Annotated in this window: 16 protein-coding genes and 1 pseudogene; 14 read left to right on the top strand and 3 right to left on the bottom strand. The window is 66.2% G+C overall.

Going from position 1 to position 18,826, the window contains the following annotated elements; translation table 11 throughout:
* The first annotated feature begins 139 nt into the window (after positions 1–139).
* From BQ7388_RS13200 to BQ7388_RS05175, 3 genes are all read left to right on the top strand, one after another.
* Complete coding sequence (locus BQ7388_RS13200; RefSeq protein WP_129583161.1) at positions 140–1,732, top strand: helix-turn-helix domain-containing protein; 1,593 nt, start codon at positions 140–142, stop codon at positions 1,730–1,732.
* Between the two features lie 176 nt (positions 1,733–1,908).
* Positions 1,909–2,973 (top strand): flavodoxin family protein, encoded by a 1,065-nt coding sequence (locus tag BQ7388_RS05180; protein WP_072499913.1) that lies wholly within the window; start codon positions 1,909–1,911, stop codon positions 2,971–2,973.
* A 210-nt stretch (positions 2,974–3,183) separates the two neighbouring features.
* Positions 3,184–3,705 (top strand): hypothetical protein, encoded by a 522-nt coding sequence (locus BQ7388_RS05175; protein ID WP_072499912.1) that lies wholly within the window; start codon positions 3,184–3,186, stop codon positions 3,703–3,705.
* A gap of 143 nt (positions 3,706–3,848) precedes the next feature.
* Here BQ7388_RS05175 and BQ7388_RS05170 read toward each other — a convergent pair whose 3' ends face one another.
* On the bottom strand, positions 3,849–4,775 hold the full coding sequence (locus tag BQ7388_RS05170) for a LysR family transcriptional regulator (protein ID WP_062530238.1): 927 nt from the start codon (positions 4,773–4,775) through the stop codon (positions 3,849–3,851).
* A gap of 133 nt (positions 4,776–4,908) precedes the next feature.
* Here BQ7388_RS05170 and BQ7388_RS05165 point away from each other — a divergent pair, with 133 nt between their 5' ends.
* The 3 genes from BQ7388_RS05165 (at position 4,909) to BQ7388_RS05155 (ending at position 8,826) form a co-directional block, all read left to right on the top strand.
* The gene (locus tag BQ7388_RS05165; protein WP_072500460.1) at positions 4,909–5,472 is read left to right on the top strand and encodes a DUF1097 family protein; all 564 of its coding nucleotides are present in this window, start codon (positions 4,909–4,911) and stop codon (positions 5,470–5,472) included.
* A gap of 45 nt (positions 5,473–5,517) precedes the next feature.
* Positions 5,518–7,656, top strand: a complete 2,139-nt coding sequence (locus tag BQ7388_RS05160; RefSeq protein WP_083558272.1) for an oxidoreductase — start codon at positions 5,518–5,520, stop codon at positions 7,654–7,656.
* A 195-nt stretch (positions 7,657–7,851) separates the two neighbouring features.
* On the top strand, positions 7,852–8,826 hold the full coding sequence (locus tag BQ7388_RS05155; RefSeq protein WP_072499911.1) for a flavodoxin family protein: 975 nt from the start codon (positions 7,852–7,854) through the stop codon (positions 8,824–8,826).
* A 347-nt stretch (positions 8,827–9,173) separates the two neighbouring features.
* On the opposite strand, the gene BQ7388_RS05150 is transcribed toward BQ7388_RS05155, so the two are convergent.
* Complete coding sequence (locus BQ7388_RS05150) at positions 9,174–10,778, bottom strand: PucR family transcriptional regulator (RefSeq protein ID WP_072499910.1); 1,605 nt, start codon at positions 10,776–10,778, stop codon at positions 9,174–9,176.
* A 181-nt stretch (positions 10,779–10,959) separates the two neighbouring features.
* Between BQ7388_RS05150 and BQ7388_RS05145 the strand changes: the two genes are divergently transcribed.
* The 5 genes from BQ7388_RS05145 to buk all read left to right on the top strand — a co-directional run bounded on the left by BQ7388_RS05145 (position 10,960) and on the right by buk (position 15,272).
* Entirely contained in the window at positions 10,960–12,252 is a 1,293-nt protein-coding gene (locus tag BQ7388_RS05145) for a thiolase family protein (RefSeq protein ID WP_072499909.1), read from the top strand.
* A gap of 36 nt (positions 12,253–12,288) precedes the next feature.
* A complete protein-coding gene (locus BQ7388_RS05140) occupies positions 12,289–12,756 on the top strand; it encodes a Zn-ribbon domain-containing OB-fold protein (RefSeq protein WP_062530247.1) in 468 nt (155 codons plus the stop codon).
* Positions 12,757–12,822: 66 nt separating this feature from the next.
* The gene (locus BQ7388_RS05135; RefSeq protein WP_062530249.1) at positions 12,823–13,062 is read left to right on the top strand and encodes an acyl carrier protein; all 240 of its coding nucleotides are present in this window, start codon (positions 12,823–12,825) and stop codon (positions 13,060–13,062) included.
* Between the two features lie 78 nt (positions 13,063–13,140).
* Positions 13,141–14,154, top strand: coding sequence for a phosphate acyltransferase (locus tag BQ7388_RS05130; RefSeq protein ID WP_062530251.1), 1,014 nt, complete (start codon positions 13,141–13,143; stop codon positions 14,152–14,154).
* A 2-nt stretch (positions 14,155–14,156) separates the two neighbouring features.
* Positions 14,157–15,272 (top strand): butyrate kinase, encoded by a 1,116-nt coding sequence (gene buk / locus BQ7388_RS05125; protein ID WP_062530252.1) that lies wholly within the window; start codon positions 14,157–14,159, stop codon positions 15,270–15,272.
* Between the two features lie 162 nt (positions 15,273–15,434).
* On the opposite strand, the gene BQ7388_RS05120 is transcribed toward buk, so the two are convergent.
* A complete protein-coding gene (locus tag BQ7388_RS05120; RefSeq protein WP_062530254.1) occupies positions 15,435–15,857 on the bottom strand; it encodes a hypothetical protein in 423 nt (140 codons plus the stop codon).
* 296 nt (positions 15,858–16,153) lie between these two features.
* Between BQ7388_RS05120 and BQ7388_RS12940 the strand changes: the two are divergent.
* The 3 genes and pseudogenes from BQ7388_RS12940 to BQ7388_RS05105 form a co-directional block, all read left to right on the top strand.
* Positions 16,154–16,339, top strand: a pseudogene (locus tag BQ7388_RS12940) (FAD-binding protein); the annotation flags it as partial.
* A 238-nt stretch (positions 16,340–16,577) separates the two neighbouring features.
* Positions 16,578–17,762, top strand: a complete 1,185-nt coding sequence (locus tag BQ7388_RS05110; protein ID WP_083558370.1) for an FAD-binding protein — start codon at positions 16,578–16,580, stop codon at positions 17,760–17,762.
* 110 nt (positions 17,763–17,872) lie between these two features.
* On the top strand, positions 17,873–18,826 hold a 954-nt coding region (locus tag BQ7388_RS05105), incomplete at its 3' end, for a 2Fe-2S iron-sulfur cluster-binding protein (protein WP_129583228.1).

Below are 18,826 nucleotides of genomic sequence, written 5' to 3'. Positions count from 1 at the left end.
TTGCCTCCTGCATGAGGTCGGATTGCCATCCTTGCAGATACTAGGTCCTGCCCCCCCGGAAGCACATGGAACGGAACCCCATTCGCGCAGGCAGCTGGTCTATCATATTTGTGCATGAGCACAAGCCACGGGAGGCACTGTGAGACTTCGAACCGTGCTAAACGAGCTGCCCCTCACGGGCTACCAGGTCCAGGACCCCTCTCTGCTCGGCTGGGACGTCGTCGTGTCACCCGCCGACTACGAGGGCAGGGGAATGGAGGGGGTCGTCGTCCTCGCCACGCCGGAGCAGGTGGAGCGGCTGGGCTCGCCCCGCGAGGGGGAGGGACTGGTCCTCGAGTACCTGCGCGGCGCCGCCTCCGAACTCCCCTTGCGCCCGCCAACGGGCGTGGTCGCGGCGAGCGGCGACGTCGCGCCCTCGGAGTTCCGTGACGCCTTCCTCAGGCTGGTGAGCAGGAGCGGCGTCCTCGCCGTGAGCCGCGAGCGCCTCTTCAAGGCCTTCCTGAGCTCGTATGACATCCAGCAGTTCGCGGATCACGCGAGCGGGGTCCTGCGCAACCCCGTGCTCATATCCAACACCGACCACAAGGTGCTTGCGTCCGCGGGCGACCTGCCCCAGGGCGTCCGCGAGCTCCGGGACGTCATAGCCAGCGGCTACGTGACGGACGAGGTCGCCTCGCTCATGGAGGCGGACGGCCTCATCCGCCAGGCACGGGCCACCCGCGTCCCCGTCGTGTCCGAGAAGGGTACCACCGGGGTCCGCAACGTGAGCTCCATCATCTACTACCACCACCTCGAGCTGGGGCGCCTGGACGTCTTCGAGGTGCGCCCGCTCACGGGGCTCGACCTGGAGCTCGTGGACTATGCGGGCGCCCTCGCCGGCATCATGATCGACCGCCTGGGCGTGGCGGGGGAGCGGGTGGGCATGGGTTCCACGGTCCTCGCCGACCTCCTCGACGGCAAGCTCTCGAGCGTGGACGCCATGCGCGCCCTGGTCACGCTGCTCGGCGGCGCGGACGGCGCCCGCTACGACCTGGTGAGCGTCGTAGGCGAGGAAGGGGCCGACCGGGACTACTACCTCAAGGCGGGCCAGGTCATGCAGGCCTGCCTCGAGGACGTCATCTGGACCGTGCGAGACGGATCCGTGGTGCTCCTGCTCACCCTGGAAAAGGACGAGAGGCCCGGCTTCGACGCCTACGACCAGTTCGAGAACCTCGTGCTCAAGAACAGGGGGTTCTGCGACTTCCTCGAGCGCAACGGCATGGACGCCTACGTCTGCGAGCCCTTCGAGGACTTCTCGCTCGCCGGGGCGTCGCTCAGGCAGTGCACCGGCCTGCGGCAGGCGCTTGAGGGCCGCTCCGCCCAGGGCCCCCGCGTCCACTTCTTCTGGCACGAGCGCTTCGCCGTGATGGGCTGGAGCGCCAAGCGGGACGGCAAGCTCGCCGCGCTCCTCGACAAGCGCGTGGTGGCCATGGCCGCGTACGACCGCAGGCGTCACACCTCGTACCTCCAGACGGCGGTGATGAGCGTCCGCTACCCTGGCGAGCCCGTGGTGGCAGCCGAGGCCCTGAGCGTGCACCGCAACACCTACTTCTACAGGGTGAACAAGATCAGGGAGCTCTTCTACCTCGACCTTAAGGACGGGGACGACCGGCTCGCGGTGGCCTTCATGGCGCGCCTGCTAGAGATGAGCGAGGCCGACGGTCTTACGCTGGAGGGTCGAAATTCGGCATAAGCTGCCGTTTGCTCGACGAACGGCAGAGCGGTCTCGCGCCACTCTCTGATTCACAAATTAAGCACGATTCTTGCGTCTCGCTTTTGAACCAAAGCACAATGCCGCGCGCACTGCCGTGGCATACGGTTTCTCCCAAGGTCAGTACATGTGCTCACAGACCCAAGGAGAGGGTGCGAATGGCTAAGGTACTCGGCATCTCGTTCGGCACGAAGAACGGCAACAACGACTCCATCTGCAAGGAGGCCCTGATGGGCGCCCAGGAGGCGGGCGCCCAGATCGAGTTCATCCGCGCGCAGGACCTTGACATCAGGCACTGCACGGGCTGCATCACCTGCGTCAAGATGCTCATGGGCGGCCGCGGCAACATGTGCATCCACAAGGACGACTTCGACTGGCTGGCGCACGAGATGTTCACCGCCGACGCGATCGTCATGGTCGACCCCATCTTCGAAACGGGCGCCACGGGCCTCTTCCACACCATCATGGACCGCTTTGGGCCCCGCATGGACACCGGCAACAACTTCCTGGGCAAGATGAGCGCCGAGAAGAACATCGCCGAGGGCAAGAAGGGCGTCGTCCCGCCCTCGTTCGTCTTCCACACCGACATCCCCGTCGCTTACATCGGCATCGGCGGCTCCGACTGGGGCACCCACATCCAGTCCGACCACGCCATCCAGTCCATGACCCCGGCATGGAAGGTCTGCTACAACGAGTGGGTTCCCTGGTCCAAGACGGCCCTCATGAAGGATGAGGTTGTCAGCCGCGCCCACCAGATCGGCGCACAGATGGCGGAGTTCGCCGCCGACCCCAAGTCCGCAAGGTGGATGGGCGAGAAGGGCGTCTGCCCGCACTGCAACTGCAACGACTTCTACCTGTACCCCGGCGAGAACCGCGCCGTCTGTGCCGTCTGCGGCCTGCAGGGCAAGGTCGTCCTCGTCGACGGCAAGGTCACCGTCGAGTACGCCGAGCATGACCTCAAGGACGAGAACGGCAACACCGTCCTCGACAAGGACGGCGAGCCCGCGTTCCCCGGCATGTACGACGACCAGGGCCGCGAGCGCGCCCACGACACCATGCAGGGCAAGCAGATCCACGGCGAGGACATCGGCAAGAACGAGGGCATCCTCATGGAGCTGCAGAAGGGCGATGCCTACAAGCAGCGCGTCGCCCGCTACAAGGCCTTCGTCGAGGCAACCATGCCCGAGGAGCACGGTCTCAAGTTCCAGGAGTTCGCGGAGTAGCCCAACTCCAAGCCAAGCTTCTGCGGGGGTGCCTCGAGCCCCATCGAGAGGCACCCCCGCCATCGTGACTTGTCGCTTGGCCCATAAGAATCGAAAAAGCGCGCGGGATTCTTGTATGTCTACACCAATCCTCCACGTGCCACCCCCTGATACGCTATGGGACGCCGTCTTACCAGCAACTTTGATCCCAAGACAAAAGGAAGGTCAGCCATGCCAGAGATGAAGCAGTCCAAGTTCTTCCTGCTCGCGGACACCCTGATCAACAACGTCCCCATGGCGCTCGCCGTGTCGGCGATGTGCCAGGGTATCGCCATCCTGCAGGGGCAGGTCCCCCAGTGGAACTGGGGCATCTACGGCATCAACGCCCTCGTCGCCTATCTCATCGCGTGCGTCATCGGACTCGCCATCCAGCCGCCCAAGCGCGCGTTCAAGCTTGCCGCCAAGCATGGCGCCCCGGGCTCCAAGGAGTTCGGCACGTGGATGGGCATCCATATCAACACCTGGTACACCACCATCCTGGTCATTTGCATGACCCTCCTCAACACCGAGGTCCTGCCTCCCGTCAAGGCGCCCTTCATCGGGGTCATCATGGGCATCCTCGTCAACTACATCCCCGTGTGGGTCCTCTGCTTCGTCATCTCCCTGCTCCTCATGAAGCCGATCGAGAAGCTCGCGCACAAGCTCGTGGGTGACGAGGACGTCATCCCGAGCGGCGAGGGTTCCCAGGAGTAAGGGGCTGCCTCGGAGGCAGACTCGTGAGGTTTGATTGTTTGGGGGGCGGCCATCCTGGGTGGTCGCCCCCTTGCGTTGCGGGGCGTGTCGTAAGCGATCTGCAGATTCCCTTGTCGTTGCAGGCAGATTATCGCGCGGCCTCCCTAGGCCCTGCCCTCCGGCAGGGAGGGTCCCTGCTCGTCCACGTCCAGGAAGGTGTCCAGGAACACGTCGAGCAGCTCGTTCTTGTGCGAGGGGAGCCACGCCGCGACGACGGGCATTTTGCGCTCCATCCCCGCAAGCGGCAGCGCCACCACCTTTCCCTCTGCCGGCAGGGTGTCAGTGAGGTAGCCGGGCAGAAGCGCAAATCCCAAGCCCGCCGCCACGCAGAGCACCGAGGTCTCCACGTCCTCGGAGGAAAGGGAAACCTGAGGGTCCAGCCCGGCCTCCCTGAGCGTCTGGGATATCGTGTCCCTCTCCCCGTAGCCGCCCTTGCCCTTGTCGATGTCGACGAGCGGATAGCCCCTGAGCTCCGAAAGCTCGATCATGGCGCGGTGCGCGAGGGGATGGGAGAGGGGCACCACCGCCTTGAGGGGCCAGCTGCGCAGGCCCTGCCACTGGATGTCCTCCATGTGCTCGGAGCTATAGAAGAGGTTGATGGCGACATCTATGTCCTCCCTGCGCAGGGCATCATAAAGTTCTGCCACGTTCTTGCGCAGGAAGCTCAGCTGCACCTTGGGATGGCTCTCGTGGAAGGAATAGAGCATGTCGGCTAAGTTCGTGCGTTCGTATCCCTTGATGTAGCCGATGGCAAGGGAGCCGGAGATGCCCTCCTCGCTGCGGCGCGCCCGCTCCACGGCCTGCCTGGTCCTTGCGAGTATGGCCTGAGAATCTTCGAGAAACGACCGGCCCGCTGGTGTGAGCGTCACGTGGTGGTTGTCCCGTTCAAGGAGCCTGCAGCCCAGCTCGCGCTCGAGTGTCCTGAGCTGCTGGGAGAGTGCCGACTGGGAGACGAAGAGGCGCCTTGCGGCGCGGGTGAAGGAGAGCTCCTCCGCGACGGCGACGAAGTACTCCAGCTGTCTGCTCTGCATGCTCCCGCACTCCCTCCTTATGATAAGCATCTCTTATTATATATGCACATCTATAGCTTAATTTGTCCATCTACCTTCATCTACGATAAGAAAAAGTTAATTCATGACGGTGGTTCTTTGGATGGGGGACAAGATGTCAGAACGTACCAAGATCAAGCTCGTGTCAGAAATCGTTGGGGCAATCGTGCTCACCCTGCTCATGCAGCTCATGGGCGTCATGGGATATGGGCAGTACACCTGGATGTGCTTCCTGCCCCTGCTGATGTTCTTCGCCTTTGGGGTGGACCTCAAGAAGATTCCCGAGATGCTTCTGTGCTACGCGATCGGCGAGCTATGGTGTGTGGTGAACAGCCTGGTCACGGGGCTCTTTACCATGTGGTTTGGTGCCGACAACCTCATTCTTTCCAGCATCGTTCCCACCATCATCGTCATCTTCTGCATCCTTCTCGTGCACGAGAACCTCTTCGAGGGAAGGGTCTTCTCGAACGTGCCCTGCATCTTCATGGGGATGTCCACCTCGTTCTTCACGCTGTTCATGCAGCAGCCCATCGGATACGTCCACCTCTTCTGCTTCTGGGCCTTTGGCATCCTGCTCGCCGTCTGCCTCGTGATGGGCGGCATGCTGGTATGTGGGGCCATCTTTGGCAAGGAGCGCGCGTCCAAGGCACTCATGCCCCTAGGCGCGGATGGGAAGTAAGCGTCTTTTGACCAGGTCAATCCAAGGAGAGGAGAGGGGAGCGCCATGCCGGAGCAGGAGAGGGGACACGCCCAGAGGGCGGCGCGCACAAGCAAGGTGGTGCGCAGCCTCGAGGAGGCGCGCGCCCAGGTGCAGGGTCGTCCCGGCGCTGCGAGGTACCCGCACGTGTTCGACCCCATCGAGGTGCGGGGCAACGTGTACCGCAATCGTCTGATAGCCGCGCCCACCATGTTCTTCCACGCGGTCTACTTCATTCCCGAGATAGCCGAGAACATCTACCGCATGTGCGAGGACCGCGCCAGGGGCGGCTTCGGCTGCGTCTCAACGGGAGAGCTTCCGCTCAACTTCGAGGAGAGCCGCGGCGCCTTCATGGACCGCGCCATCGACGTGACGCACTTCTACGGCAGCGACTTCGAGGCCGCCAAGGAGTATGCCGAGCGCATCCACGCCGGCGGGGCCCTGGCGTACTTCGAGGTCTCCCACGAGGGTTTGGAGGCGGACGACGCGGCCGAGCCCGTGGGGCCTGACGACATGGTGCGCGAGGACGGGCGCCACGTCTTCGGCATGAGCAGGCAGGTGATGGAGAAGGTCTGTGCGGATTTCGAGCGCGTGGGTCGCTTCTCCACCGCCTGCGGCTTCGATGGCGTGCTCCTGCACGGTGGGCATGGCTTCCTGCTGCAGCAGTTCGTGAGCCCGGCCACCAACCATCGCACGGACGAGTTCGGTGGCTCCATAGAGAACCGCTCGCGCTTTCCCAAGATGGTCCTGCGCGCGCTTCGTGCCGGCATGGGCGAGGACAAGGTGCTCGAGCTGCGCATGAGCGCCGAGGACGGCGACGAGGGCGGCATGACGCTCGAGGACAGCTGCGGATTTGCCGAGCAGATAGACGGTCTCGTCGACATCTTCCACGTCTCGAACGGCATCAAGAAGCTGGGCAACGGCAGCGACACCTTCTCGGACATCTTCGACGTGCACGGGGTGAACCTCGAGCGTGCGGCGGCCATCAAGGGGCATCTCAGGCGCACGCTCGTCTCGGTGGTGGGCGGCTTCAACTCGGTCGCGCAGGCCGAGGAGGCCATAGCGTCGGGCAAGGCGGACTTCGTGGAATATGCACGCCAGTGCTTTGCGGATCCGGAGTTCATCGACAAGACCCTGGACGGACACGAAGACATGGTGCACCGCTGCGTGCGCTGCTTCCACTGCTACCCGGGCTTCTGCGAGCACCCCACGGACATCCCCCTGTGGTACCAGCTGCCTCCCGAGGAGTTCATGAAGGTCTACAGCCCGGCCGTCATGGGGGATTGCTCCATCAACCCCAACAGCGGCTTCGGCTACTACCCGGACCGTCTTCCCAAGCCAGAGGCCTCGCGTCGCGTGCTGGTGGTGGGCGGTGGAGTGGGCGGCATGCAGGCAGCCATCACCGCCGCGCGCCGTGGTCATGTGGTGACGCTGTGCGAGGGCGGGTCGCGCCTGGGTGGCGTGCTGCTCTTCTCGGAGCACGACCATGACAAGCGCGAGTGGTTCGACTTCATCGAGGTGCTCGAGCGCGAGCTCGAGGCCGAGGGCGTGGACGTGCGCTTGGGTACGACGGTGGACGAGGCCTTCCTTGCCGAGCTCGCCCCCGAGTACGTCATCCTTGCCGTGGGTGCCCACAATCGCGGCTGCAAGCTGCCGGGCTCCGAGCGTGCCATGGATGCCGCCGACTCCTACTACCACATGGGCGAGCTTGGGCGCTCCATCGTCATCGCCGGCGGCGGGCTCACCGCATGCGAGACGGCGCTCAACCTGGCCGCCGCGGGGCATGAGGTGACGATGGTGGTGCGCAGGCCGCGCATCACGCCTGGCACCTTCGGCTACTATCGCAACGCCCTTCTCGACGAGATGGACAAGCGCGGCATCAGACAGCTGCTCTCCACGGTGCCTCTGGAGTTCACGGACGAGGGCCTCGTCTGCGCGAAGGCGGCGGATGATCGGGGCACGCCTGGTGAGGAGCGCTTCCTCGTGAGGGCCGACAGCCTCATGTACTCCTTTGGCATGGATCCCAACGAGGAGCTGGTGGGCCGGCTGACGGCTGCGTCCGAGGCGCTGGGTGCCACGGTATTCAACGTGGGCAACTCCCGCCAGGCGAGCGTCGTGCGCGACGCCGTCCACCAGGGCGACCAGGCGGCCATGGCCATCGTGTAGGGGTCGATATCGCCCGTCCCTCATCGTGCACACGAACAAAGCTCCTCTCCCGAACGGAGGGGAGCTTTGTCGCTCCAGATGGTGCCCGGACCCTCCCCGCCACCTATCCTTGCTCCTAGAAGCAGGTTTTTGGGGCCCTCGGTTGCTGCCGCGGGCACAGGCTGCGGCAGGGGGCCGCAGGGGAGAGGAGCCGTCATGGCATACAAGGTTATGGGCGTTTGCGCTGGTCGCAAGAACGGCAACGGCGAGATCGCGGTCAAGGCCGCCCTCAAGGTCCTGCAGGACAAGGGCGCCGAGGTCGAGATGATCAACCTCTTTGACTACGACATCCTGCCCTGCACCGGCTGCGAGGGCTGCACCATGCAGATGGGCAACATCGCCATGGGCAAGCAGAAGGAGTACAAGGGCTGCGTCCTCAAGGACAAGGACGACGTCGACCAGCTCGTGGCCGAGCTGCACACCTGCAACGGCGTGATCTTCGCGGTTCCCACCTACGACCTGGCACCCAGCTCGGTCTACCTCCGCTTCGCCCAGCGCTTCCTGGCGTACGAGCTGTCCTTCCTCAAGGAGATCGGCGTGGTCAAGGACGACCCGCACACCGTGGCCGGCCTCATTGCCGTGGGTGGCTCCATGCACGACTGGCAGCCGCTGGCGCTCGAGGTGCTCCAGGCGTCCATGTTCACCATGTCCATCACGCCGGTGGACCGCCTCATGATCCAGCGCGTCGGTCGTCCCGGCAACATTCTCACGACTCCCGACCAGCTCGAGCGCGCCAAGCAGATGGGCGAGCACGTCTGGGAGGCCATGAACACGCCGGTCGAGGAGCGCGCGTGGCTGGGAGACCCCAACGACGGCGTGTGCCCCAACTGCCACAGCTCGCTCGTGTACCCCGGCGACGCTCACTGGGACGGCGTCGAGTTCCCGTACGAGTGCGCCGTGTGCGGCTGCGGCGGCAGCCTGGGCACCAATCCCGAGACGGGCAAGCCCATGCTGGTGATCGATCCCGAGCACGGCCACATCCGCGACCGCTTCATCGACGCGTCGCGCGCGGAGCACCTGAACGAGATCGTCCAGACCCGCATCGGCTTCATGCAGCAGCAGGGCGAGATCAAGCCCCTGTACGACGAGTACAAGTCGATGGAGTTCCCCACGGTCGAGGTCAGCCGCTAGGCGATACGAGCGGGAGGCCTGGTCGCCTCTCGCTTTTTCTCTTGCGCTCTTGCCCTGCGGTCGCTCTCGCGTTCTTCTCCCTCGTTCTTGCTCTTTTGGACACTTTTCGGGGCGGGTTGGCCCCTTTCTGTCCACGGAGACAAGATCCGGCGCGCGGGCTGCGATGGAGTGCGGCGCGCGGACTGCGGTGACGCGCGGGCTGCGAGCGCGCGCGGGGTCGTGCGGCGGAGCGAGCCTGCAGCTCCCATCAATCAGCATGTGGCGCGGGCGCGCGGGGGATGCCTCGCGCGCCCGCGCTCCCTACGGGAGGGTGCCGCCGTCCGTCTCGCCCGTGCCCTACCTTTGCCCTACCTCGGTCGGCGCAGGTCGTCGCGTGCGATGCGGATGCGCGGGGTGTAGAGCCCGAGGTACAGCAGGATCCTGTACGAGAAGGCAAGCTGGTAGAGGTCCTCCCCGGAGCTCAGGTCGAAGCCGATGGTCTCGCGGATGCGGCCCAGGCGGTACAGCAGGGTGTTCTTGTGCAGGCTCAGCATCTTCGCTGCCCTCGTGGTGTTGCAGGCGTTCTGCAGGTACTCGAAGAGCGTGTCCACGAGCTCGGTCCCGTGTCCCTTGTCGTAGTCGAGGAGCCTGCGGAGGGCGGGGTGGCAGAATTGGAGGAGGTCGTGCTCGCGTCCCAGCTCCGCGAGCATCTGCACGTAGGCGTAGTCCCGGTAGCGGAAGATCCCATGGTCGTCGATCGCGTGCGACACGATGGTCCCGTAGGTGATGGCGTCGGTCGCCTGCTGGTAGTAGGTGCGGATGTCCACGAGGCTGTGGAAGGGGTTGCTTATGCCCACCGAGAGCGAGTTGGCCGCCGCGACCTTGCGCAGGACGCCCTCGGCGTAGTCGCCGACCTCCTCGCCGTTGCGCCTGTTGAGCGTCACCACGAGCGCCCCGCGGTAGAGGGCGTAGAGGCAGTGGACCAGGATGGGCATGAGCTGGTCGCGGACGTGGGACGCCGCCTTGGGCGTGAGCGCGTCGGCCTTGGGGCGCAGCACGACCATGTACAGGGTGTCCCAGGGGTGGTAGTCGATGACCTCCTGTCTGCGCTCCACCACCGCGGGGCTGGGCTGCCGGTCGTCGAGGAGCTCGACGAGGAAGTACGACCACACCTGTCCCCTGTTGCTCTCGTAGACCGGGCTCTTCTGCAGCTCCTGCGAGACGAAGTGCGTCAGCCGCCCAAAGACCTCGCGGTCGAGCTCGGAGAAGGGGTGGTTGTGCGCGACCATGAAGACGTGGGCGAAGACGACGCCGTGCACCGTCACCGCGTCGGTCATGGTGTCGGCCTCGAGGTGGTCGTTGTGCGTGACGAGGGGGCCGCCCTGGCTGCTGAGCCGCTCGTCCACCCGCTCGCGGACGATGTACGCCACGCCGTCCTTGTGCACGGAGCGGTCGTCCATGTCCTGGCGCATGACCCGCCCGAACGCGGTGGAGTCGTCCAGCTCCCCCAGATGCCAGGCGATGTAGCGGTAGGAGGTGTCCACCACGAAGATGGGGTTGCCCAGGGCGAGAGACGCCTCCTCAACCAGGTATTGGAGGCCCTTGTTCGAGAAGTGGGCGGTCAGGAGCCTCCGCACGGCGTTCGTGAGCTCCTGGTCCTCCAGGAAGAACGCCTGGATCGCGTTGAAGCAGGCGTAGGGGTCGGCAGTGGAGGAGAGCGCGACCACGTTCATGTTGTTCGCCCGCCCAAAGGACTCCGGCACGTCCTCCCCGAACACGACGAGGTTGGCGAAGCCGTCGTCCGGGACGGCGGGGATCTGGGTCGGGTCGCCAAAGTAGAGGACGTCCGGTCTCAGGGCGACCTTGCCGAAGGTCAGGAAGCTGATGGTGTACACCTCGTGCCACGGATCGGTGTAGTGTTCCCAGGCGACGGATCCCTGGGGGAGTCGTGTGACCAGCTCGTCAAGTCTCATGCAGCCTCCTGGCCGTGCCATCCCGTTCCACGGGCCGACTGGGACGTCAGTTATCGCTCTGCTTTATGTGAGGATACACAATGACTTGATTTCCTCCGCATGCAAAACTCGATGCTGCAATGGGCGGTGAGGTCGTGGCGCCGGACGGCGCGCGACATGCGAGGAAGGCGAGGTCCGGTTCATGAACAACGTGAAGCTAGGCAGGCAGGCACGGAGCGTCTCCATCGTGGGAGTGGGTTGCACCCCCTTCGCCAACTTCGAGGACCACCCCCAGACCAAGGGCATGAGCGAGGGCGACGCCTTCGGCTATGCCGCCCTCGAGGCCATCCGGGACGCGGGTCTCGAGCCCCGTGACATCCAGTACTTCTACCACGGCGCGGCGAACCCCTTCATGATCGGCGACTCGCTCACGCCCAACATGCAGGTGGCTGACTGGTTCGGCGTGCGTGGCATCGGCTCGGTGCACCACTCGGAGGCCTGCTGCACCGGCTACGTGGCACTGCAGGAGGCCGTGCAGGCCGTTGCCTCGGGCAGCTACGACGTCGTGCTCTCGGGTGCGGTCGACCTGGCCGCGTCGCTGCCCGTGGTGGACGCCCCGGGCTGCTTCCGTCGCGACTTTCCGCTCTCCGAGATGCTGCCCTCCATCCCCAAGGTCTACGACCGCGCCTACGGGCGTCCCTTCGACTCGGCCTTCGGCATCTCGTTCGACAACTGGATCAACCGCTACCGCTGGGAGTTCGACCTCACGGACGACCAGGTCGACGACGCCCTCAACGGCCTCGCCAAGTCCCTGCGTCGCGGCGCTAAGGCGAACCCCCTGGGCTTCTACGACGAGGACTTCGACGACGTCGCCAGGAAGGCGGGGCTCTCGGGCGCGGACGAGTTCCTCAAGAGCTTCGGCAACCCCAAGGTCACCCAGTACCTGCGCGTGACGGGCTTCGAGACCAAGTGCGACGGCGCCGCCGCGATCGTGGTCATGCCCACCGAGCTGGCCGTGGCGCGCGGCCTCGACCACAAGGTCGTCGAGGTCCTGGGCACGGGTGCCGCTGCCTTCGAGGGCTCCACGCCCGACAACGAGTACAACGGCACCAAGGAGGGCACGCGCCAGGTCTATGAGTACACCGGCGTGACCCCCGACGAGATCGACCTGCTCATGGTCAACGACTTCTTCCTCTGTGGCGACATCGTCTCGGCCGAGGAGGTCGGCTACGTCCCCCGTGGCGAGGCCTGGCGCTACGCCGTCGACGGCCGCTTCGCCTTCGACGGGGACAAGCCCATCAACCCCCACGGCGGCCGCTGCAACTTCGGCCATGCCCACGGTGCCTCCGGCATCGCGGACATCTACGAGGCCGTGAGGCAGATGCGCGGCGAGGCCGGCGCCACCCAGATGGCCAAGGTCCCCCAGACCACCTTCCTGCGCGGCTTCGGCGGCGGCCAGAACATCCGCTGCCAGATCCTGCGCACCGTCGACTAGCGGGCTTCCGCCAACACCAGAGAGGGGAGTACAGAGATGCTTCTAGAGGACATGGAGCCCATCGTCCAGAGGTTCTACGACGGAGTCGCCGAGGGCAAGTTGCTGGGCCGCAGGTGCGCCGAGTGCGGGGCCATCGAGTTCCCGCCGCACCTGGGCTGCAACGCCTGCGGCTACCACCAGACGGAATGGGTCGAGCTCAGCGGCCACGGCACCCTCGAGTCCTTCGTGGTGCCCGGCATCCAGAACGACAAGCCCTACCTCAAGGCGATCGCGCCCTACGGCTACGGCAAGGTTCGCCTCGACGAGGGCGCCGAGTACAGCTTCGTCGTCTTCTGTGGCAAGAAGAAGGTCGTGAAGGGCCTGCAGGAGCGCCTGTACAAGGACCAGGAGAAGATCGGCGTCCACTTCAAGCCTATCAGGCGCGAGGTGCCGCTCAAGCAGAGCTCCGACGAGCTCGTCGAGTGGTGGCAGCCCTGCTTCGAGCTCGACGAGGTCGAAGCCTAGGCGACTGCGCGCGCCAACGGAGGGCGGGGACTTCTCGCCCAAGATAAGAAGAGAGAGGTAACTGGCATGGCAAACGAGGAACTCTTCCAGCAGCTCGCGGGCTTCGCGAAGACCGCCTACGGCTTCGACGGCGACATCACCCCCCAGACCAGCTTCGACGAGCTGGGCAAGGAGTCCATGAAGATGATCGCCCTCACCTCCATGATCGAGAATGAGCTCGACGCCGAGGTGACCGTGTCAGAGATCATGAACATGGCGACCTTCGGCGAGCTCGTCGACCGCGTCGCCGAGGAGGTCGAGGAGTAGCGCTCCCGCCTCGCTTTACCTGACCGTGATCGGGGGAGGCATTCTGCGGAGTGCCTCCCCCCTTTGAAGGGAGACGACATGGACCTCATGGAAGACATGCGCGAGCGCGCAAGGAAGGACGTCCAGCGCGTCGCGTTCTTCGAGGGAGAGAACCCCACCATGATCAGGGCGGTGGCCGAGTGCCAGCGCTCGGGCGTGGCCGACTGCACCGTGGTGGGCGACGCCGCCAAGGTCCTCGCCAACGCGCGGGAGCAGGGCGTCACGCTCGAGGGCGTCACGCTCGTGGACCTCGCCGACGAGGAGGCCAACGAGGCCCTCGCCCAGCGCTTCGAGGCGCTGCCGAGCAACCGGTGGAAGCCCAAGGGCGTCCGCCGCCGCGTCGTGCGACCCATGGAGCGCGCGCTCATGATGCAGGCGCTGGACGACGTGGACGTGACCTTCGGCGGCATCGACTGCCCCACGGGGGACGTGATCCTCGGCGGGCAGACCATCGTCGGCCTCGCCGAGGGCGTGGACGTCATCTCCTCCATGGGCATCTTCGACATCCCGGGCTACGAGGGTCCCGACGGCCAGCTCCTGGGCTTCGGCGACTCTGCCGTCTGCCAGAACCCCACGCCCGAGCAGGAGGCCTCCATCGCCATCTCTGCCTGCGAGACCTGGACGGCGCTGACTGGCCGCGAGGCGCGCTGCGCGCTCCTGTCCTTCTCCACCTGCGGCTCCGGCTCCGGCGAGATGGTCCAGAAGGTCCAACGTGCACGCGACATCGCACGGGAGCGGCGCCCCGACCTCAAGATCGACGGCGAGTTCCAGCTCGACTCCGCCATCAACCCGGCCGTCGCCGCCCACAAGGTGAAGCGCGAGAGCGACGTCGCCGGCAGGGCCAACGTCATCATCTGGCCCGACCTCAACGTGGGCAACGTGGGCGTGAAGCTCGTCCAGAACTTCGGCCATGCGGACGCCTACGGCCCCATGCTCCAGGGCTTCAGGAAGATCGTCTGCGACTGCAGCCGCTCCGCCCCCGTGTCAGAGATCGTGGGCAACGTCGTGATGAGCTGCGTCCGCGCGCAGGCGCTCAAGGCCAAGGAGGCGTAGGCATGGCAGAGAGGGACTATCGCATCCTCGTCATCAATCCCGGCTCCACCTCGACGAAGGTGGGCGTCTTCGACGGAGAGACGGAGGTGCTCACCAAGACCGTGGCCCACGAGGCCTCGAAGCTCGCCGAGTTCGCGGGAATCTCGGAGCAGCTGCCCTATCGCCTCGAGACGATTGAGGCGGCCCTCGCCGAGGGCGGCGTCGACCTCGCGACCGTCGACGCCTTCGTGGGCCGTGGCGGTGGCCTCCTGCCCCTGCCGGGCGGCACCTACCGGATCGACGACGTCCTGCTCGACCATGCGACGCGCGGCGCGAACGGCGTGCAGCACCCGGCCCAGCTGGGGCCGCAGATCGCCCGTCGGCTGGCGGACGCGAGCGGCAAGCCGGCCTTCGCGGTGAACCCGCCCGACACCGACGAGCTCTGCGACGAGGCACGCATGACCGGGATCAGGGGCGTCTACCGGCACGTGCACCTGCACGCCCTCAACCTCAAGGAGACGGCCATCCGCCACGCGCGCTCGATGGGGCGGCGCTACGAGGACTGCAACTTCGTCGTGTGCCACATCGGCGGCGGCATATCGGTCTCGGCCCACCGTGGGGGCCGCATGATCGACGGCTTCGACATCGTGGGCGGGGAGGGGATGATGGCCCCCACCCGCTGCGGAGGCGTTCCCGTCGCCGAGGTCCTGAACTACCTCGAGGCGGGGCACGACGTCCGCGAGGCCCGCGCGCTCTGCATGAAGACCGGCGGCTTCGTCGACCTCCTGGGCACCTCTGACGCCATCGAGGTCACGCGGCGCGTGGCTGCCGGCGACGAGGCGGCCAGGCGGGCGTGGGAGGCTCTCCTCTACCAGCTCGACAAGAGCATCGCGAGCATGGCGGGAGCGCTGGGCGGCAAGGTCGACGGCATCCTCCTGGGCGGCGGCATGGTCCACAACGCGGACCTGGTGAGGTCGGTCGAGGAGGGCTGTGGCTGGATTGCCCCCGTGAGCGCCTACCCCGGCGAGTTCGAGCTCGAGGCCATGGCCGCCGGCGCCATCCGCGTGCTGGACGGCGAGGAGGAGGCCAAGACCTATACGGGCATCCCCACCTTCCAGGGCTTCGCCTGCTTCGAGTAGCCACGGCGCTCGCTTGGGCGAGCGGCGCCAGAGGGTTAGTCAAATGAGTCGAGGGGTCCGCCGGTATCGCCGACGGACCCCTCGGTCGTGGGCTGGCTGGACCCTGCGCTCCCTGGCTTCCCCGCGGCATCCGCTGAGGAGCCGGGGAGCGCGGAAGCCCGGTCAGGCGGCTACGCGCCCGCCTTGGCGGACCTGGGAGAAGAGGGCGACCAGGGCGACCGAGGTCACGTACCCTATGAGCACCAGCCACAGGTAGGTCTGCCACCAGGCGGCCAGCATGCCACCTACCCCCACCTGGGTGAACGCCTCGGTGAGCGAGATGATGGTCACGAAGATGAGGTTCTCGACGAACACCTGGCACCAGAGGCGCGCGGGCTTGCCCTCGAGCCCCCTGGTGAGCGCCAGCGCGATGGAGCCGGTGGGTATTACGAGCTGCGCGACCACGTTGGTGAGGAAGGCCACCGCGGTGTAGGGATACCATGTCCCCCATGCGAGTGGCGCCCCCGCGAGCAGGGTGGCGCTGGTGTTGATGACGAGCGCGAGGACGAGGTCCTGCAGGATGACGCTCCTGTTCCATTGGCACATGATTCTCTCCACTTCGACTCATGACGTGAATGCCCTGCGTATCCTATGCGCCTGGAAGACGCGGTCCAATGGTCATGGCCCCAAGAGAGCCGCCCGCCATCCGGCGGACCTTGTGCGGCGGGACAGTCCGTGCCAGGGCGGCGACGTCTGACGTTCGTCGGCAGGTCCCGCGCTTTTGCCCCTACGAACGAGAGGGAGGGCCGCACGGGACAAGACCTTGTGCGCGCGTACATATGCAACGGGCTCCCCGCATGGGAGATTAGTCACGGCTTCAGTTGTGATGCAAGGATCCGGCAATGAGGAGGAGTCACATGGCACAGCAGCTCGAGTGCGACGTCGTCGTAGTGGCGGCAGGTCTCTCAGGACTCGCGGCATCGGTGGCCGCGGCAGAGGGCGGGGCAAGGGTCATCACCCTCGAGAAGGCGTCCAATACCGGTGGCGCCGCCAACATGGGCATGGGTCCTTGCGCGGCCGGCTCGCCCGTCCAGAAGGCGTCCATGATCGAGGTCACGCCCGGCGAGCTCTTCCGTCGCCACATGTTCTACACCCACTACCAGGTCGACCCTCGCCTGGTCCGCGCCTACTACTTCAANCGCGAACGGCGTGCAGCCCCCGGCCCAGCTGGGGCCGCAGATCGCCCGTCGGCTGGCGGACGCGAGCGGCAAGCCGGCCTTCGCGGTGAACCCGCCCGACACCGACGAGCTCTGCGACGAGGCACGCATGACCGGGATCAGGGGCGTCTACCGGCACGTGCACCTGCACGCCCTCAACCTCAAGGAGACGGCCATCCGCCACGCGCGCTCGATGGGGCGGCGCTACGAGGACTGCAACTTCGTCGTGTGCCACATCGGCGGCGGCATATCGGTCTCGGCCCACCGTGGGGGCCGCATGATCGACGGCTTCGACATCGTGGGCGGGGAGGGGATGATGGCCCCCACCCGCTGCGGAGGCGTTCCCGTCGCCGAGGTCCTGAACTACCTCGAGGCGGGGCACGACGTCCGCGAGGCCCGCGCGCTCTGCNCCAAGATGATCGAGGAGAAGATCGGCCTCGAGTGGGGCAAGAACCTCTACTCCTTCGCGGTCCCCGGGATGGACGGCGACGGCTTCAACATGTGCCACGCCGTGGGCGCGGGCCACACGCCCGTCACCATGGAGATGATGTACCAGCTCCCCGACACCATGAACCACTTCTACGTGGAGGGCGCCTTCCGCCAGCCCTGCTACTGGTGCGACCGCACCGGCGAGCGCTTCATGCCCGAGGACGACATCTACAACACCACCTTCGTGGGCAACGCCATCAACCACCTTCCCGGCAAGGTCGGCTTCGCGATCTTCGACTCCAAGATGCTCAAGCACTGGAAGAAGGACGGTCCCGACATCGTCTCGCACGTGCACCCGCACGACCTCTACGAGGGCTTCGAGGAGCAGTGGCAGCGCGACCTCGACAGCTACCTCGACGGTGCCGGCAACCACGTGATCGCCCAGGCGGACACGCTCGAGGAGCTGGCCGAGAAGATCGGCATCGACCCCGAGGGCCTCGCGAAGAACGTCGCGCAGTACAACGAGATGTGCGCCGAGGGCTTTGACACCCTCTTCGAGAAGGAGCGCGAGTTCATGCTGCCCCTCGAGAGCGGTCCCTTCTACGCCTGCCGCCAGTACATGGGCGCCTACGGCACCCTGGGCGGCGTCCTGGTCAACGACCGCATGGAGGTCATGACCGACGAGCACGAGGTCATCGACGGCCTCTACTGCGTGGGCACGGACGCCTGCACCATCTACGGCGACTCCTACAACTTCGCCATCCCCGGCAACACCATGGGCTTCTGTCTGAACTCCGGTCGCATCGCCGGCGAGAACGCCGCCGAGAAGTCCGCGGACTTCTCCGGTGACGACGAGTGGGACTAGCGCCAGCGCGCGACCGATCGTGACCTGAGCGTCGCCCCCGCCCGTGCGGGGGCGACGTTTGCCAAGGGCGCGGGGGCGTCCGAGGCACGACGGATTTGGAGAGGAACACCTTGAAGCTGACCATAAACGGGCAGGAGGTCGAGGCCCAGAAGGGCCAGTCGGTCCTCGATGCCGCACTGGGAGCCGGCATCTTCGTCCCGCATCTCTGCAAGCATCCCGACCTGCGGCCCGCAGGCACCTGCGGCCTCTGCATGGTGGAGGTTGAGGGCAAGGTCGAGCCCGTCCACGCCTGCCGCACCACCGTCCGCGAGGGCATGGTCGTGAACGTCGACGGCGCCAAGGCCGACAAGGCCCGCCGCATGGCCATGGAGCTCATCCTCGCCACGCACCCCGCCGACTGCACCGGCTGCCCCAAGTTCGGCATCTGCGAGCTGCAGTCCATGTACCAGTACATGGGCGTCTCGCCGTCGCGCTGGAACTGCAAGTCTCGCCCGGTGGCGACCGACGACTCGAACCCGCTGATCACCCACATGTTCACCCGCTGCGTCCGCTGCGGGCGCTGCGTGAGAGCCTGCCGCGAGCTCCGCGGCGTGGGGGTCCTCGACTACCAGCGCACCGAGGACGGCATCCGCATAGGCACCGACGGCTCGGTCTCGCTCGAGGAGGCGGGCTGCCGCTTCTGCGGGGCCTGCGTCGAGGTCTGCCCCACGGGCTCGATCCTCGACACGCTGGGCATGATGAGGTCCGACCGCTCGCGCGAGGACAACATAGTGCCCTGCCGCTCGGGCTGCCCCGCCCACATCGACATCCCGCGCTACCTGCGCTACGCGAAGGCGGGGGAGTGGGAGAAGGCGACGGCCGTCGTCCGCGAGAAGGTCCCCTTCCCCGAGACCCTGGGCAGCATCTGCACCCACAACTGCCAGGGCGAGTGCAAGCGCAACAAGCTGCACGAGCCCCTCTCCATCTGCCGCCTGAAGCGCGCCGCCGCTGTGCGCGACACGGGCGAGTGGAGGGAGCACTGCCGCCACGAGGAGCTCACGGGCAGGCGCGTCGCCGTCGTCGGC

The organism is Olsenella phocaeensis (genome assembly GCF_900120385.1).
GTDB lineage: Bacteria > Actinomycetota > Coriobacteriia > Coriobacteriales > Atopobiaceae > Olsenella_I > Olsenella_I phocaeensis.
The sequence above is the reverse complement of the archived record's forward strand: the minus strand, read 5'-3'. Positions and strand labels throughout refer to the sequence as shown.